This is a genomic window from Paenibacillus sp. FSL E2-0178 (genome assembly GCF_038593005.1).
In the GTDB taxonomy this organism is placed as follows: domain Bacteria; phylum Bacillota; class Bacilli; order Paenibacillales; family Paenibacillaceae; genus Paenibacillus_AQ; species Paenibacillus_AQ phytohabitans.
Genome location: NZ_CP151953.1, coordinates 7,232,914 through 7,249,062, shown reverse-complemented (window position 1 = coordinate 7,249,062; position 16,149 = coordinate 7,232,914). Strand labels below are relative to the sequence as shown.

The 16,149-nt window shown below is 51.5% G+C and carries 11 protein-coding genes; 4 read left to right on the top strand and 7 right to left on the bottom strand.

Annotated features, from left to right (window positions below; all coding sequences use genetic code 11):
• Nucleotides 1-118: 118 nt before the first annotated feature.
• A complete protein-coding gene (locus MHI42_RS31125) occupies nucleotides 119-1,054 on the bottom strand; it encodes a YafY family protein (RefSeq protein WP_342421691.1) in 936 nt (311 codons plus the stop codon).
• Nucleotides 1,055-1,166: 112 nt separating this feature from the next.
• Between MHI42_RS31125 and MHI42_RS31120 the strand changes: the two genes are divergently transcribed.
• Both MHI42_RS31120 and MHI42_RS31115 read left to right on the top strand, forming a co-directional pair.
• Nucleotides 1,167-1,586 (top strand): pyridoxamine 5'-phosphate oxidase family protein, encoded by a 420-nt coding sequence (locus MHI42_RS31120; protein WP_342421690.1) that lies wholly within the window; start codon nucleotides 1,167-1,169, stop codon nucleotides 1,584-1,586.
• Between the two features lie 110 nt (nucleotides 1,587-1,696).
• Nucleotides 1,697-2,476: a helix-turn-helix domain-containing protein gene (locus MHI42_RS31115; protein ID WP_342421689.1), complete on the top strand. Its 780-nt coding sequence runs from the start codon at nucleotides 1,697-1,699 to the stop codon at nucleotides 2,474-2,476.
• A 27-nt stretch (nucleotides 2,477-2,503) separates the two neighbouring features.
• On the opposite strand, the gene MHI42_RS31110 is transcribed toward MHI42_RS31115, so the two are convergent.
• From MHI42_RS31110 to MHI42_RS31090, 5 genes are all read right to left on the bottom strand, one after another.
• Nucleotides 2,504-3,841 carry a glycosyl hydrolase gene (locus tag MHI42_RS31110; protein ID WP_342421688.1) on the bottom strand — a complete coding sequence of 446 codons (1,338 nt, stop codon included), beginning with the start codon at nucleotides 3,839-3,841 and terminating at the stop codon, nucleotides 2,504-2,506.
• A 69-nt stretch (nucleotides 3,842-3,910) separates the two neighbouring features.
• The gene (locus MHI42_RS31105) at nucleotides 3,911-5,920 is read right to left on the bottom strand and encodes a beta-galactosidase (protein ID WP_342421687.1); all 2,010 of its coding nucleotides are present in this window, start codon (nucleotides 5,918-5,920) and stop codon (nucleotides 3,911-3,913) included.
• Nucleotides 5,921-6,007: 87 nt separating this feature from the next.
• Nucleotides 6,008-6,832 carry a carbohydrate ABC transporter permease gene (locus MHI42_RS31100; protein WP_171718102.1) on the bottom strand — a complete coding sequence of 275 codons (825 nt, stop codon included), beginning with the start codon at nucleotides 6,830-6,832 and terminating at the stop codon, nucleotides 6,008-6,010.
• 12 nt (nucleotides 6,833-6,844) lie between these two features.
• Nucleotides 6,845-7,735 (bottom strand): sugar ABC transporter permease, encoded by an 891-nt coding sequence (locus tag MHI42_RS31095; RefSeq protein WP_340986080.1) that lies wholly within the window; start codon nucleotides 7,733-7,735, stop codon nucleotides 6,845-6,847.
• Between the two features lie 77 nt (nucleotides 7,736-7,812).
• Entirely contained in the window at nucleotides 7,813-9,159 is a 1,347-nt protein-coding gene (locus tag MHI42_RS31090) for an extracellular solute-binding protein (RefSeq protein WP_342421686.1), read from the bottom strand.
• Between the two features lie 308 nt (nucleotides 9,160-9,467).
• Here MHI42_RS31090 and MHI42_RS31085 point away from each other — a divergent pair, with 308 nt between their 5' ends.
• Together MHI42_RS31085 and MHI42_RS31080 are read left to right on the top strand one after the other, a co-directional pair.
• Nucleotides 9,468-11,249, top strand: coding sequence for a sensor histidine kinase (locus MHI42_RS31085; RefSeq protein WP_342421685.1), 1,782 nt, complete (start codon nucleotides 9,468-9,470; stop codon nucleotides 11,247-11,249).
• Between the two features lie 178 nt (nucleotides 11,250-11,427).
• Entirely contained in the window at nucleotides 11,428-13,065 is a 1,638-nt protein-coding gene (locus MHI42_RS31080; RefSeq protein WP_342421684.1) for a response regulator, read from the top strand.
• Nucleotides 13,066-13,281: 216 nt separating this feature from the next.
• Here MHI42_RS31080 and MHI42_RS31075 read toward each other — a convergent pair whose 3' ends face one another.
• Nucleotides 13,282-16,125 carry a glycosyl hydrolase 115 family protein gene (locus MHI42_RS31075; protein WP_342421683.1) on the bottom strand — a complete coding sequence of 948 codons (2,844 nt, stop codon included), beginning with the start codon at nucleotides 16,123-16,125 and terminating at the stop codon, nucleotides 13,282-13,284.
• Nucleotides 16,126-16,149 lie beyond the last annotated feature (24 nt).

The window sequence follows — 16,149 nt, the reverse complement described above, 5'->3', positions numbered from 1 at the left end:
GCATGAGGACTTCCTAGCTAATGAGCAATTCGTTGCCATCAGTGTAACCCCCTATCAACTTACATGCGAAAAGTATAGCAGGAAATTCCGGAGGGTACAATTGATAATCTCTTATCTATCATTCCCCTTCATACACCGCCAGCAGCCCCTTGATCCTCCGCACCAGCTCCGCCCGCACATGGGGCGGCCCCAGACATTCACACTTATCCCCCATCCGCAGCAGCATATTATATCCGAAATCATTCTCGGTAAATGGAAAGTACACGGTAAACTGGCGGTTCCCGCAGGGCACTACATTCTTCTCACCGCATAGCTCAAGCATCAAATCACGTAATGAGGAGTCTATCTGCAGCGTAAGGGTTATCACTTGCTGGCCCGGCGGATGCAGCGGCTTGGGATCAAACTCCCTTGGTGTAAAGGTCTCCTCCAGTACCTCCAGCGCAGTGATGCGGGATAACCTGAAGATACGAAAGTCCCGCCGGGAGATGCAATACCCCTGCAGATACCAGTTGGAGTCCTTCAGCACCAGCCTGTAGGGTTCAACTTGCCGTTTGCTCAGCGTCCCCTCCTGGTTACTGTAGCTGAACGATACCAGTCTGCACCTGTCCATAGCAGTCTTGATGTCGTTCAGATTCAGCTTCAGAATCTTATTGCCCAGCCAGGGAGCATGATCGATAACGATCTGACCCGATTTCAGCTCAATCTCCCGCACCTGCTCCTCGGGAATCAGCCCTTTCACCTTGGCCATCGCATTCAGGATTTCCTCACTCGACATCGTTGAATGGATACTCCCGAGACCCGTTAACAGGGCGGTAATATCCGAAACGGTAAATAATCTTTTCTCCACCTTATATTGCTCCATAATGCCTATGCCGCCGCGTACCCCCGGGTAGGTAACAATCGGAATTCCCGCCTGATTGATCGAATCAATATCCCTGAAGATGGTACGGGGCGTAACCTCGAACATCTCTGCTAACTTGGAGGCACTCACTTTATCGCGTTCCAGCAAAATCATGATTATGGAGATTAACCGGTCTATTTTCAATGTGATCACCTTTTTTCATTCTACCACAACAACCATGACAGACTGCTGTCATAATTCCGTATGCTACTATCAGCTTAGGCCGCTAACCCGCGGTTCAATACATTAACAGAGGAGAATGAACATGGAATATGTACAAGGCTTCAAAGAAATTATGGAGGTCAGCGCACACCTGGCCCTAGCCACCTCAATGGATAATAAACCGAACGTGAGAGTGATGAGCCACTTCTACGATCAGGAGAAGGGCATTGTGTATGTCTCCACTATTAAGCAGTCCCCCAAAACCGAAGAGTTTGCTTCCAACGATAAAGTTGCCTTCACAACCCTCCCCGAACCCGCAGGCAGGCTGGTGCGCGTGACGGATGCTATCGTTAAGAAAAGCGGGCATACCGTATATGATTTGAAAACCGGCTTCACGAAAAACAATCCGGCCTTTGAAAGCACGCTGGAAAAAATGGGTCCGATGTTTGACGTATACGAATTTCATTTCAATGAAGCAATTGTCACACTCGGGCCGATGAGAATGGAGAAGATCACGCTCTAAATAGAGTGATCTTAAGCATCCGGCTTACATCACTCTTAAGTTCAGCTTATAAAGATGGTAAGATAGGTTGGTGTTTATCAGCGCTTCAGCTGCAAGGAGGGAGGATCGTCATGGACATCCACAAATACGAGCACCTTGTGCCGGATGTCTTTCTGTTTGTGGACCGCAGATCCTTTGCCGACTGGGAGATTATCAGAAGCACCATAGATTTCCATGATCTGTCGTTCATCGTGGAAGGCAAAGCGGATTACTTCATTAACGGGGAGAAATTCTCTGTAGAAGCCGGAGATATGCTCTATGTCCCTTCCGGCAGTGTAAGGGAAGCCCATACCTTTGCCGAGGCACCCATGCATTCCTTTGCGTTCAACTTCTTCTGGACGGGGGCGGATAATCATGTACACCTGCCGTTTGAGACCGTAACCAAGCACCGGATGACCAAGGAAATCCTCGATGATATCAGGGAGTTCTCGCATAACTGGATGGGCGGCCAGCCTTTTTATAGAATGAAGGCCCGGGCCATCTTCCAGCTGATTGTCTACCGCCTGCTTAATATTACCCATCATCAGGAAACGCCGCTGCTTGATCCGAGAATCCATAAAGTCATGGCTTATATCATGGATCACTATGCGGAGGAGGTTACGATTAAAGCTCTGGCGGAGTGGATCGGACTGAATCCCGTCTACCTGGGTAAGCTGTTCAAACAGAATACCGGCTCCACCTGCAAAGAATTCCTGAACAGGGTCAGGGTCAATAATGCCGAGATGATTCTGTCTGCGGGCGGGTTCAATGTGTCTGAGGTGGCGGAGCACTGCGGGTATCATGATGTGGCGTACTTCAGCAATGTGTTCAAAAGCATGAAGGGGTATCCGCCGTCAGCTGCTTTGAAATGACGGCGGATGGAGTCATGTTAGTCTAATTTACAGAATAATGGTATTAAAAGATTCCGCATCCAGCATCAGCTTATAATGCGTCTCATCGTTAGCCAAAAGAATCTTTCTTGCTTCCTTGAACGGATTCGCGATCACCAGCACCCGTCTGCCTTCCGGCGTCCCGAATGCCAGTGCATTGCCTGTCCATCTGCCCTTCAGTCCGATTCTGCGGGAGCCGGGGCCAATGAAATGAGCGAAATGCTTCATGACGTAGAACTCGGGATTATGCACGGCCTTCGGTTCATCCGGATCTACAGTAATCATGGAATTTTGCTCCCATCCCCAGGTACTGCGCCCTTTCGGCTGAAGCACCATGTTCCAGTAGATATAGGCGTTCACGCCATTGGTGAAGTAATGCTGATACAGGTTAAACACATATTTAGCATAAAACCAGGTGTTCTCCCCATCCCCGCACTCATTCTCCGTCTGCATGTAGCGCAGTTCAGGATAAGCCTGCACCGTACGCTGAATGCCATATTTGCCCGCCCACTGGTAGCCAACGCCTTGTACATATTTGTATGCTTCAGGATCGCTTAACACCGTGTGCGCATAGGCATCGAATCCGCTATCCTTCTGCTTCATCCACTCATCCCATGGCTCCGGCGCATTAATCGTACCCAGCCAAATCTCTGTATCCAGGCCATGCTGTTCAAAAGCCGGTCCCAGATAGTCACGGATGAATTCACGCAATTGCTCACCGGTCCATACGCACGAAGGGAATTTCTGATCCGCTACGACTTCATTCTGCACATGAACCTGATGGATGGTGATGCCTTCCCCGGCATACGCCTGTACAAACTTCACAAAGTATAAAGCATACGCCTCCAGAATCTCCTTCTCCCAGCGCAGCGTGCCGTAATTATAAGCCCGGGGGAACTTCATCCAGGTGGGCGGACTCCAGGGCGAGGCGAATAATTTCAGCTCCGGATTCAGCTTCAGCGCCTCCCGGATGTACGGAATCAGATACTTACGGTCCCGTTCGATCGAGAAATGCTCCATGGCGTAATCGCCGTCGGTTTCATTCAGGCTGTACCATTCAAGCGCATAGTCACTCGCCCCGATCGGCAGCCGGCAAATGCTGAACTTATGATCCCCTGCCGGATGGAAAAGCGAGTGCAGCACAGCGCTTCTGTCTTCTGCAGCCAGCAGGTTCAGCGCCTCGAATCCAAGCTCGTTGAAGCAGCCGCCGAACCCTTCAATGTTCTGATGGATTTCTCCGGTGAACGCCAGATCCGCCGCGCCTTCTGCTGCTGCACTTTCCACGCTTCGGGACACCCAAGGCTCACTCTCTGTACTCGATACCCAGACTATATCTTTAACGTCCATTTGCTGCCTCCTCATCCTATCTCCCTATGGGGAGGATCGTTACTTGCTCCTCATAGTTAAAGCAATTTATTAACCTTCACTAATAATAAATACGCCCCAAGCCTCCAGCTTCAGCTCCTCAGCATGCGCTACGGGATTCCCGGATAGAAGCTCTTGCCCCGCGCCATGCGGATACTGGAATGTCACGGACTCCGCCGAATAATTGTAGTAGTAGCGGATTGTACTGCCATGCCGGTTCACACCGGATTTCACGATTAACGGGAACGACAGCTGCTGGTCTTCGCCCCATAATCCGGCAACCTGGAGCGTATCCCGCAGGATTACCGCCAGCGCGGCAGGCTCCGTCATACATCCGATATAGGTGGCCGTACCGTCACCGAAAGAGTTTCTGGTGACCGCCGCATATTCGCCCCACTGGGGATGATCATAGCTGGCGAGTACTTCGGCCGAGTCTGGAACAAGCATTTCCATCCAGGTTCTGACGGTATGAACGCCTGCTTCCGTTCCCTCCGGGAACAGCTTGCCGGTAAGTCCGGCAGAGGCATTAGGCGTGGCAAAATGGCTGTAAGCCACTCCGCAGGCCTCATGAATTACGCCCGGCTGCGCTGAATGCCGCACCTTCACCTGCTCATCGGTGAATCCGCTTTTGAAGGAATAGACGGCATGACCGCCGCTGCGCACATACTCATTCAGCCGCTGCAGTGCCTCATCAGAGACGGCGTACAGGGCTGGCACGACAATCAGCTCATAGTCGCTCAAACGTGTGCAGGACGGCTGGATGAAATCGCAGGCGATATTCATTCTGTAAAATTCGTCATACATCCAGCGGACTACATCGTTATAAATCACACCGCCGGGCAGCTTGAACCACTCGATCGCCGACAGTGCTTCGTTGCTGACCATAACAGCCACTTTGCTGGTCTTCTTGAGCCCAATCAGCTGATCACTCAGCCGCTTGAAATCAGCACCGATCGTCCGGGCTTCCTTATACACCGGATTAGGCAGGAAGTCGTGACTGAGCAGCCCTTTCCAGTAGGTCTCGAACGAATTATGAATCGAATGCCAATGCCAGTAGGCAACCATGGAGGCACCCGAGCCTAAATGACTGAAGGCTTGCAGCCGCAACTGCTTAGGGTAAGGCGTCCACTCAGGAAAAGCCTGCGCCTGTGTCTCCAGGACAAAGTAGTTGTCCTGCTTCAGCGAACGGGTCATATCTCCCCCGAACGAAATCTCCGTACCGGTAAGACTGTCCTGCGACGGATGATAGATATCTACACCGGCAATGTCGAACGGAGCGGCTGCGGCAAAGTGATCCACGGACGGCTGCACCCCAAACGAATGCCCTCTCCACTCAAAATCAAAATTATGTGTCGTGAACTGCCCCGGCTGCTTATACTCCCCGACAATTCCAATCTGCCACGCCAAAAATTCATTCACCAGCCCGCGCTGGAATCTGGCAAACTCCGCACCCAGACTGCCGTTAATCGTGCCAACCATCGACGGGAAGTCCTCCCAGCTGTCGATCCGGTTGCTCCAGTAATCCAGGCCAAACTGATGGTTAATCGCCTCAAGCGTTCCATAGGTTTCTCTCATGTATTTGACGAATTTAAGCTGGACATTCGGTCCGGCGGTCTCATAATGCTTGGTTTCATTATCAATCTGGTAACCGATAACTGCCGGATGCTTGTGGACCACGGCCATCAGTTTACGGATGATCCGTTCTGCGTAGAACAGATACACGGGATGGGTAATGTCCATAATCTGCCGCGCACCGTACTTCCCTTCACCTTGTGCCGTGACGGCCAGCACATCCGGATGCTCTTTGACCATCCACGCAGGAATGGCGTAAGTCGGCGTGCCCACAATGACATGAATTCCGGCGGCATGCATGGCATCCAGCACTCTTGTCACCGGACTGAAATTAAATACGCCGTTCTGGGGTTCATGGGTACTCCAGGTGGACTCGGCAATACGCACAGTATTGATTCCCGCTTCCTGCATCATCCGGATGTCTTCATCCAGACGGTCATAAGGCATGTATTCGTCGTAATAAGCAACACCGTATAGCAAGTGATCCATTGTTGTCCTCCTAAAAGTTTTGTGAGCATCTACTTCCCTGTGATTGCTTCGTACAAAACTCGCTTCGGAAGCATGCGCAGTGTGATATTAACCTTTTACAGCACCGGCAGTAACGCCCTTCGTAATCTGCTCATTGAAGATCGCATAGATGACAATCGCAGGGATGGAGGTCAGCACCATGACGGCAAACTGTGAGCCATAATCAGAGGAATACTGTCCGGCGAAATTCATGACTGAGAAAGGCAGCGTTTTCAGTGCATCCTTGCTGAGGAAGGTCGAAGCCATAATGAACTCATTCCAGCAATTCAGGAAAGTAGTTACGACTACTGTTACCAGAGCAGGTGCGGTAAGCGGTGCGATGATCTGGAACACAATCCGGTAAATATTCGCCCCGTCCACAATTGCCGACTCTTCCAGCGCTTTGGGGATACTCCGCAGGAACCCGGTCAGGATGAACGTCCCCATGGGCACGGACACCGCAGTGTAGGGTAGAATCAGCCCCAGATAGGAGTCGGTCAAGCCCAGCGCTTTGAAGATCGCGAAGTTGGGCAGCAAGGTGGCATGGATCGGAATCATAATCCCGAGCAGGATGATGGTGAAGAATACCGAACGGAACTTCCAGTCCATCCGTGTAAACGCATACCCTAACGTCAAGGATAGCACAACCGTTAATAGGATTGTAACCGTAGTAATGAAAGCACTATTAATGAAGTAGCGCAGGAATTTGCCGTCTACCCAGGCATTGATATAATTCTGCCACTGCGGTGCGCTTGGCCATTTCAGAATACTTGAAGAGTAGAATTCATTGCTGCTGAGGAATGAGAAATCCACCAGCCAGATTAACGGGAACAGTTGAACCAGGGCGACAACAAGGAAGAACACCCATAGTATGGTTTTAGTGCTTTTGGTCATGGTGTTTCCTCCTTAGAATTCCGTAGCATCACTGCGGGTAAGTTTGTTGCTGAGGTAGGTGGCCAGCAGACAGACGACGATGAAAAGAATCGAAATGGCATTGGCATAGCCGTATTGGCTGGCCGAGAATGCCTTGTTATAGAGATACACAGCCAGGAATTGGGTGGAATCGCCGGGGCCGCCATTGGTGGTCAGGAACACGGTTTCCATCTGCTTCAAGGCGGTAATCATAGCCAGTGTGATCTGCACCGTAATGACCGGTGACAGCAGCGGAACGGTGATCCGCAGGTGCAGCTTGAAGCCCGAAGCTCCATCGAGGGAAGCGGCTTCATACATTTCATCCGGGATTCCTTTGAGGCCGGCATAATAGAATAGCAGCCCCCAGCCGAATCCGGCCCAGATTAGAATGAACAGCATCGTAACAAGTGCCGTACTGCTGTCCCCCAGCCAGGCATGCTTCAGGAACCCAAGGCCCAGTGTATCCAGCAGTTTGTTGAACGCACCGAAGGTAGGGTCGAGCAGCGACAGCCACATTTTGGAGATAACCACTACTGAAATCACGCATGGAATGAAAAAGATCGTTCTGAACCACTTCTCCGCTTTCCCACCCAGGCGGTCCAGCATAATGGCAAAGAAGATGGCAATCGGATGTTGAATGAAGATGAAGCCCAAACCCAGCAGGACGGCATTTCTCAGCGCCAGCCAGAAACGTGTATCGTGAAACAGCAGCTCCGTATAGTTAGCGAACCCTATGAATGCAGACGGTGTGCCTGGTGCCAGGGTATCCCGGAACGAATAGTATGTGCTGAGCACAATCGGGACCAGAAAGGTTAGGGAGAATAAGAGAATTCCCGGGAAGACGAACAGGAAGATGGCCATTTTATTGTTGAATACTTTTTGCATGGAAGTCTCACTCCATCCTTAAGATTGGAGAAGGGCAAGAAGATTCCTGCCCCGTCCCCTTTCACTCTCTATATTTGTTATTGGGATTCCGCTGCTTTCTGCAGGTCTGCGAGCAGCTCTTCAGGTGTCGATCCGCCGGCGAAGAACTTGCCGAAGGCATTCTGGCCATCATCTTTGAACTTCGGAGTTCCGTAATCAAGACCCAGTGAACCTGCGGTTGTTGTTGCTCCGGTAAGAACATCTGTCAGCTGTTTCTGCAGCCCGCTCTCCGTGCCGGTCAGCTCATACTTCTGGGCAGGAACAGCCGCGCCGGTATCCCAGACGGTTTTGGCCCATTGATCTGCTTGCATTAGATAATCGAAGAATTTCTTGGCTTCTTCCGGATGCTTCGAGCTGCTGACCAGTGAATAGCCGCCGCCGTTCCAGGCCAGAAGGTCTGTATCCTTGCCTTTGCCGCCATCCACTACCGGGAATTTCAGCACAGCGACATTATTGCGGAAGTCTTCGGACAGGCTCTCATTCGTAGCCATTCCCGCTTCCCAGGAGCCCATGTACCACATTGCCGCTTTTCCCTGAGTGAATAAATTCTGGGATGCGCCGTAGTCTGCGGTCATGAATGATTCCTGGAACAGCTTGGCATCTCTTGCCTCACCCAGCAGCTTGGCGGCAGTGATGAAGCTCTCATCGGTTGTGAAGTTCTTCTTCTGCTCCACCGCGTCCAGCATCAGGCTCTGATCTCCGCTCACTCTAATGACCAGGTCCTGGAAGAATGCCGCGAAGCTCCACAGGTCTTTACCGTTCACCGACATCGGCTCAATGCCTTTGTCACGGAATTGTTTCGCTGCATCCAGCAGCTCCGCATAGGTTGTTGGTACATTTATGCCATTGTCTGCAAATATTTTTTGGTTGTAGTAGATGACCTCATAGTCGCTGTTCCGGGGCAATCCGTACAATTTATCATTGAAAGTGAATGACTTGTATACGCCCGGGAGGAAGTTGTAGGTCTCCCCTTCATACCCGGCCGGGTCCAGCTCTTTTACATAACCAGCCTGAACCAGTGTATTAAGCTCCGCTCCCCCGTGCACCATAGTGATGTCCAGCGCTTCGTTAGAGGCCATATAGGCTTTTAATTTGTTCTTAAAAGGCTCTTCGGCCAGCGTTTCGAGTTCGATTTTCACATTAGGATTCTCTTTGGTATAGTTGTCGATCACCATTTGCTCGGCCAGGCCCTGGCCCGATTTACGGTCCGGAAGGTTGGAGAACACGCGCAGTGTGACTTGTTCAGCAGCGGGATCTGCGGAGTTGCCGTTTGTACTGCCTGCACTCTCATTCTGATCGTTGCCTCCGCATGCACTGAGTACCGAGACAGCTGCCAGCGCTGTAATCAGCAGTAGATTCCGTGTAGCTTTTGTATTCATAACCATTTAATCTCCCCCTAGTTGTTGTTGATTGTGCTCGCCTTCTTTGTTGTGACCACATCGTAACAGAGAACCTAATCCGGGGTCAGTAGAGAAAAAGAGAGTAAAGTTTAAAATTGTCGACTCCTCTTCCGGCACCCTTGTTTAAATGCAGCAATACGCATAAGATAAGTGGAAACGGCTTCGCCGTCCTTTTTAAGGGCGGTACCGTTTCAGCGAGAAAGATAAGGAATATTTAATGCGCGAAGCATATAAATTCTTATCTTTTAAAAAACAAAAAGGTTAGTGATCATGTGCTGCGTTTCTATTTAAATATGAATCTGCGATATAAGATAACAATTCTTATCTTCCTTCTGATCACCGCAGTAACTTTTGCTATAGGAGGATATTCGTATACCATCTCAAAAAAACAGATCATTAACAAAGTAAGCAACTCCAATCAGAGCGTGCTTAAGCAGATTGACAGCAATCTCTCCCGGATGCAGAAGACGATTGCCGACTGGGTTACGGTATTCAGCCTGGCTTCCGTTGTACAGGAGACGTTAAGAAGCAACACCCCCGACTCTGTCGAGATCGAGGATCAGTTCTATAACGGACCAACCGCGTCCATGATGAACCAGATGCTGGTGACCGGTAATTTCGATTATCTGGCGCTGTACGGCAGCCTGTCCGCACCCATGTTTCAGGTCGCCACCGATGACAGCAGCGGGGCCTACAGCCTGGACAAGATCACTCCGCACAATATTTATAAGGAATCTGTTGCCCTGAACGGCGCCTCCTACTGGTTCCCGCTGACGGAAGAGAATAATGTCTTCATTCAGAGCAACCGCAATGACAAGCTCGGCATGACCCGGATTATCCGCGATATTGTAAACGGAAACAGAATCGGCTTTGTATTTGTCGGCATTAATCTGGAGACGATCCGCAGAACCTATCTGACGGATCTCTATGATCAGGACCACGGCATTCTTATTCTGAATGAGAGCGGTAAGCAGCTCCTGGCCGCAGGTAAAGAAACGTATGACAAGAAGGCAGTAGACTTCGTGATGAAGCAGGCCGAAGCCGGCATTCTGTCCGGTTATACCATCGTGAACCTGCAAGGCGGAGATACGCTGCTGAACTATAATATCAATGCCAATGGCTGGATTACACTGTACAGTGTGCCGCTGAGTTCGTTGACCGAGGAGCTTAACTCGATTAAGTCGGCTGTGCTGATCATGATTCTGGCCAGTTTGCTCCTTAGTATACCCCTGCTGATGTTTTTCTCCTCATTCCTGACTGCACCGATCAAGACCCTTCTGCTGTCGATGCGCCGCTTCCAGAACGGTCAGTTCGAAGAGAAGGTTAACATTAAATATTGGGATGAGATCGGCCAGTTAAGCCGGGGGTACAACAACATGGTCGCCAATATTAAGGCGCTGGTGGACGATGCCTATCTGCTCAAGCTTAAAGAACAGGAAGCGGAGCTCAAGGCGCTGCAGTCCCAGATCAACCCCCATTTTCTGTACAACATGCTGGATACGATTTTCTGGGAAGCCGAAGCTGCGGGGCAGGACAAGATCAGTGAGATGGTGATCAACCTCTCCAGATTGTTCAGATTAAGTCTTAACCAGGGCAAGAGCTTCACCAGCGTAGCCAAAGAGAAGGAGCTTATCGAGCTCTATCTGTCCCTGCAGAAAATGAGATTTAAAGACTCTCTGGATTTCGTGATCGATATCCCTGATGAGCTGCACCCCTATGTCATTCTGAAGCTCAGCCTGCAGCCTTTTATTGAGAACGCGCTGATTCATGGGATTGAACGTAAACGCGGGGGCGGCTGTGTGAGTATCAGCGGACAACGGACCGGAGATCAACTGATGTTCGTGATTGAAGATAACGGGGGCGGCATGAGCAGCGAGACCCTGCAGAAGATTCTCACCCTGCCGGATGAATCGGATATTTATACAGCCCGGGATACCGGGGGATACGCGGTGCAGAATGTCCAAGCCAGACTGAAGCATTTCTATAAAGGGGATTTCACCTTGAACTACACCAGCGTCCCGGGAGAGGGTACACGCGTGGAGATCGTAATTCCGGCTATCCTGAATGATATTTAGGCTGAATATAAGAAGAAACGGCTTCGCCGTCCTCTGAAAGAGGCGGCATCCGTTTCTCCAAAAATAGAAGGATAATGGATAGCGTGAAACCTATAAATTCTTATATTTCAAGTGGAAACAGCTACGCCGTCCTTTTAAGAACGGGGCGTTTCAGCGAGAAATAGAAGGATAAGTTATCATGCGAAGCATAAGCGCAGAGGACCGGAGGGATTATCACTTGTTTAATATGATTATCGTGGACGATGAAGAACGGGCCCGTGTCGGGATCAGGACCTTAATCGACTGGCAGGCGCACGGAATTACTATTGTTGCCGAGGCCAGAGACGGCCAGGAAGCACTGGATATTCTGGGTACCCATCCTGTCGACATCATGCTGACGGATATCCGGATGCCGCAAATGGACGGTCTGGAGTTAATCTCCATTGTCTCCGGGAAGTATCCCCACATCAAATCGGTGATTATGAGCGGATATGATGATTTCGCCTATGCCCAGCAAGCCATTAGAGTCGGAGCCAGCAACTATCTGCTGAAACCAAGCCGGAGACAGGAGATTCTTAATACAATACTGGACATCACCGAGCAGATTCAATCGGAGAAGCTGGAGATCAAATCGCTGGAGCATCTGCGGCAGGGCTTCCGGGAGAGTCTGCCCCTGCTGAAAGAGAAGACCCTAAGCCAGCTGGTTCTCACCGAGAGTCCTGCATATCCGCAGCTGCTGGCCAATCTGAAGATGAACAATCTAATATTTCCTTATCTGCTGTATGGCGTGATTCTGCTGCGGATTGATAATTTCCGGCAGCTGCACCAGAAATATCTCCATGAGGATACGGAGCTATTGAAATACGGGCTGAAGAATATTTGCGAGGAATCCCTTCCGGAGACAATAGTATGTATCGCCTTTGAACATCAGGATGATATTGTCCTGATCCTTAATACGGATGAGCTGCTGGATCATGAGGAATTAAGCGGATATATCCGGATCATCCAGGATAATATCCTGAGTTATCTCCGGTTCACGGTCTCTGCCGGAATCGGAAGTATAGATAAGAATCTTCAGCATTTACGGCGTTCTTTTCTGGAGGCTTCCCAGGCGCTGAATACAAGAAACTACACAGGCACCGGCAAAATTGTGGAGTTCAGCGGGGAATTTGATGATGAAGCCTCGCAATCCTCTTACCCTCTGCATGAGGAGCAGGAGGTGCTTAAGGCTGTCCGGAACGGCTCCCCCGAAGAAATTGCCGGGAAGCTTACCCTGTTCAACGTGGCCCTGCAGCCCGAAACGGTATCCAGGGATCAGGTGATCAAGTCGAGCTTCGCCCTGTTCTTCGCCCTGTATAAATTATGCATTGAGAATAACGTCAACGTGAACAAGGTGTTCGGACAAAATCTGACCGAGCTGATCCAGGTTCTGTCCCGCTCCAGTCTGGATCATATCTTTCAGTCTCTGCTTGAGACTGCCCTTCTGGTCAGTGAGCATTTGACCTCCAAGAAGAACAGCAACAAACTGCTGGAAGCAGCCAAGCTCTATATCGGGCAAAATTACATGAAGGATATCAACCGCGAGATTGTCGCCAGGGAAATCTATATTACACCCGGCTATTTAAGCCTGCTGTTCAAGCAGCAGCTCAAAATCAGCTTCACCGATTACCTGCATAAGATACGCATAGAGCATGCATGCCTGCTATTCAAAGATCCCGGAATGCGGATCGAGGATATCGCTCTGCAGTCCGGGTACAATGATACGAAATATTTCTATCAGGTGTTCAAAAAGTATAAGGGGATTACTCCGAATCAGTTCCGTAGTAATGCGGAGTAACGTGGAGTATGCGGAGGAACGGAGAGTGATGAGGAGTTATGGGGAGTTGCGGGGAGTGACGCGGAGTTATGGAGAGTTATGGAGAGTTACGGGGAGTGACGGTGAGTGACGGTGAGTAACGGGGAGTGACGGTGAGTAAGGGTAGTGCGCATAGTGTTGCGGGTTTCCGCCGCCATCTGCTTGACGATGGCTGCGGTCCCGGCAACCTGCGGGAAGTCAGCTATGATAGCTCTCCACCGGCCCCAGATAGGAATAGGGCAGCGGCCCGGCAGACAATACCAGCTTCTGCAGGACAAGTCCGGTATCCAGTCCGTAAAAGCGCAGCGTATGCTGGCCCTTGGCCAGTACATGACGCGTAACCTGCGTATGAATATTGTCCATCACCGCACGGCACCACGGCTCATTGTCATGATTGCCGCCCTCATAACCCGGCGGCAGCGCATCTGCGGTGACCGGCGTTTCCCCGTCGAATCCGGCTGCATACTTCAGGCCTCGGACTGGAGACAACTGGTTAGTCGGCGCAATATAGGCGGTCAGGCTGTATTCCCCGTCCTGATGGACGAGCAGCCGGTACTCCAGATAGGGTGCTTCCTCCGGCTGATCAAAGGAGCTGCCGGCGGGGAGCATTTTGACTGAAGACAAGGTCCGTCCGTAGTTGTTAATGGTCTTCCACTCGGCTCCGGATTTCGCCAAGCGGTTTGTAGCATGCTCCGCTTCGATAGAGACGGTATTATGCGTCTGGATGAAGGTCATCGGCGGCACATTGATGAGGTTGGTCCACTCTACTGCTACTTGAACGGTTATGATTGTGCCGGCACCCGAAAGAGTAATATGGCCCGAAGCCGCCCCCTGCACCTTCTCCCAATCTACTGAAACCCGGATCGCCGCTCCAGTATCCACCCAGCCTTGGGTCCGGTCCAGCCTGATCCATTCCGCACTTCTGACTGCCTTATATTCGAACCCGGCTCCGCCGCTGCTGACCGTAATCTCATAAGTCTCCTGCTGAAGATTCGTAAACGGAGGGAGACCCGCTGTCCCTGCCGTGTAACCCTGCTCCGTTCCCTCTACACCAACAATCATGATGGCTTCCTTGGCAGGGGTCACTCTGCTGACCTCCGGATAACTCCAGCCGTCCGCGTTCCAGTTCACATAGCCGACATGCGGAGAGCTCATCATGCCCTGCCATTTGCTGTCCAAGATGCCAGTATTGTAGTGCTGCTCCAGCTGCTTATCCCGCTCAATAGACTCCAGTACCAGATCGGCATAGGTATTGGCAAGTACACTGCCGCGTCCGGCATGCAGCCTGTTCAGTCCGGCGTAGATCTGCATCTTGACCACGTTCGCCGAGGCCACTGCCGGATAATAGACCAGCTGGTAATAGGCATCCTTGAGCGCCGCTGGGAGCTCAGGCTCATACCTGGCCGCCGCCTGCTCCAGGCTGAGCGCCTGTTCCAGCACTCTCTGCGCCTCTTGATGATGCAGCAGGCTGAAGGTGCCCGCTCTGATAATTTCCGGCTTGCGCCGCCCGTTCATCCGGGTGTAATCCGCCAGTACCGCTGCGATTCCGTCAACCGTCCCGGGCTTCAGGCCAGCTCCGAACTGCTGCTCCACCCAACGCCGGGTGTACTCCTCTGTCTGGTTAATCGCTCCGGTTCCCCAGGCTTCAAAGTCATAGGCTAAATCCATGAAGTAGGATAGCGGCAGCTCCATCGGCTTCAAGTCGCCGACATTTACCACCCAAATATCACGGATGCCGTAATCGAACGCCATGGTCATCTGCTCCCAGACCTTCTCCAGCGGAGTCACATTCACCCACTCGTAGGAATGCGGGCCTCCGTGGTAGTCAAAATGGTAGTAAATTCCCCAGCCGCCCTCCCGCTGCTGCTCATGTTTTTCCGGGATTTTGCGGAGATTGCCGAAGTTGTCATCCGAGAGCAGAATCGTCACATCCTGCAGGACCTCCCAATCCTTCAGCCCTTCTGCTTCCGCCGTACCGTACCAATACTTCTCGACCTCCTTGTACACAGCCAGAACCTGAGGCTTATGCTCCAGATTGTATTTCTTCAGCAGGGCCTTCTGGGTAAGGATAATCTGCTTCAGCAGCTCAATATTCTCCTGGTCTGAGCCTTCGAGGGCAGAGTCACTCTCTCCGCGCATGCCGAGTGTAATCAGATTATCATAGTATCGGTTGCGCTTAATTCCGTCTTCCCAGAAGGCGGTAATCGCCTGCGGGTTGCGGGCGAAATCCCACAGATTGCTTGTCCCGTACTGCGCGTACACCTTCTGCCATTCGCTGCCGGCCCTAAACAACGGCTCATGATGCGACGTTCCCATAACAATGCCGTATTCATCGGCATGAACTGCATTGGCAATCGGACTGCTTGTACCATTCAGACTGAATTCTGCACTCCACATCGCCGGCCACAGAAAGTTCCCCTTCAGTCTCAGGATCAGCTCGAACACTTTGTCGTAGAAATCCTCATTGAAATCGCCAAAAGCATGCGTGACCCAGGAGCCGAGCGACGGCCAGTCATCATTCAGGAAGAACCCCCTGTATTTAACGGAAGGTTCTCTGGAGCTGCGATTCAGTCTGCTTACAGGAATGGACACTGTGGTGTTCTGCTCCGGAACCACATCGGCAAAATACACCCACGGGCTGACCCCGATCAGCTCAGAAATGGAGTAGATGCCATAGATTGTCCCGCGTTTATCGCTGCCCGCAATGACAAGCGCCCGGTCCACGCCAGGCAGTGGAGCTTCAACCAGCTGCAGCCGGTAGCATTCCCGCTTGCCCTGAATCGCCGTGACGTCGAGGACGCCTTCTGCAATCAGCCTGTCGATCAGCTCATTTCCGCCTATGGGACCGGCGATGACGACGGTTCCTGAGAGCTGTTCTTTTCGTGTCAGAATCACAGGTGTTATCCCGCTCACCAGCTCGATATCTGCGCCGAAAGACTCCGCCACCCGACGCAGCCCGTTATAATCTGCCCCCTTCGGGTCCAGGTAAATTTGAACCGCCTGGTCTGGCGCGGCAAGTATAAAGTCCTCATTCGATTTCATGGAATAGCTTCCTCCCGGATTGTC

Bases quoted from the DNA above. Each gene is read 5' to 3' on its own strand.
- MHI42_RS31085 (WP_342421685.1), top strand. From the start codon at position 9,468: ATGAATCTGCGATATAAGATAACAATTCTTATCTTCCTTCTGATCACC.
- MHI42_RS31115 (WP_342421689.1), top strand. From the start codon at position 1,697: ATGGACATCCACAAATACGAGCACCTTGTGCCGGATGTCTTTCTGTTT.
- MHI42_RS31080 (WP_342421684.1), top strand. From the start codon at position 11,428: ATGCGAAGCATAAGCGCAGAGGACCGGAGGGATTATCACTTGTTTAAT.
- MHI42_RS31100 (WP_171718102.1), bottom strand. From the start codon at position 6,832: ATGACCAAAAGCACTAAAACCATACTATGGGTGTTCTTCCTTGTTGTC.
- MHI42_RS31120 (WP_342421690.1), top strand. From the start codon at position 1,167: ATGGAATATGTACAAGGCTTCAAAGAAATTATGGAGGTCAGCGCACAC.
- MHI42_RS31095 (WP_340986080.1), bottom strand. From the start codon at position 7,735: ATGCAAAAAGTATTCAACAATAAAATGGCCATCTTCCTGTTCGTCTTC.
- MHI42_RS31090 (WP_342421686.1), bottom strand. From the start codon at position 9,159: ATGGTTATGAATACAAAAGCTACACGGAATCTACTGCTGATTACAGCG.
- MHI42_RS31105 (WP_342421687.1), bottom strand. From the start codon at position 5,920: ATGGATCACTTGCTATACGGTGTTGCTTATTACGACGAATACATGCCT.
- MHI42_RS31110 (WP_342421688.1), bottom strand. From the start codon at position 3,841: ATGGACGTTAAAGATATAGTCTGGGTATCGAGTACAGAGAGTGAGCCT.
- MHI42_RS31075 (WP_342421683.1), bottom strand. From the start codon at position 16,125: ATGAAATCGAATGAGGACTTTATACTTGCCGCGCCAGACCAGGCGGTT.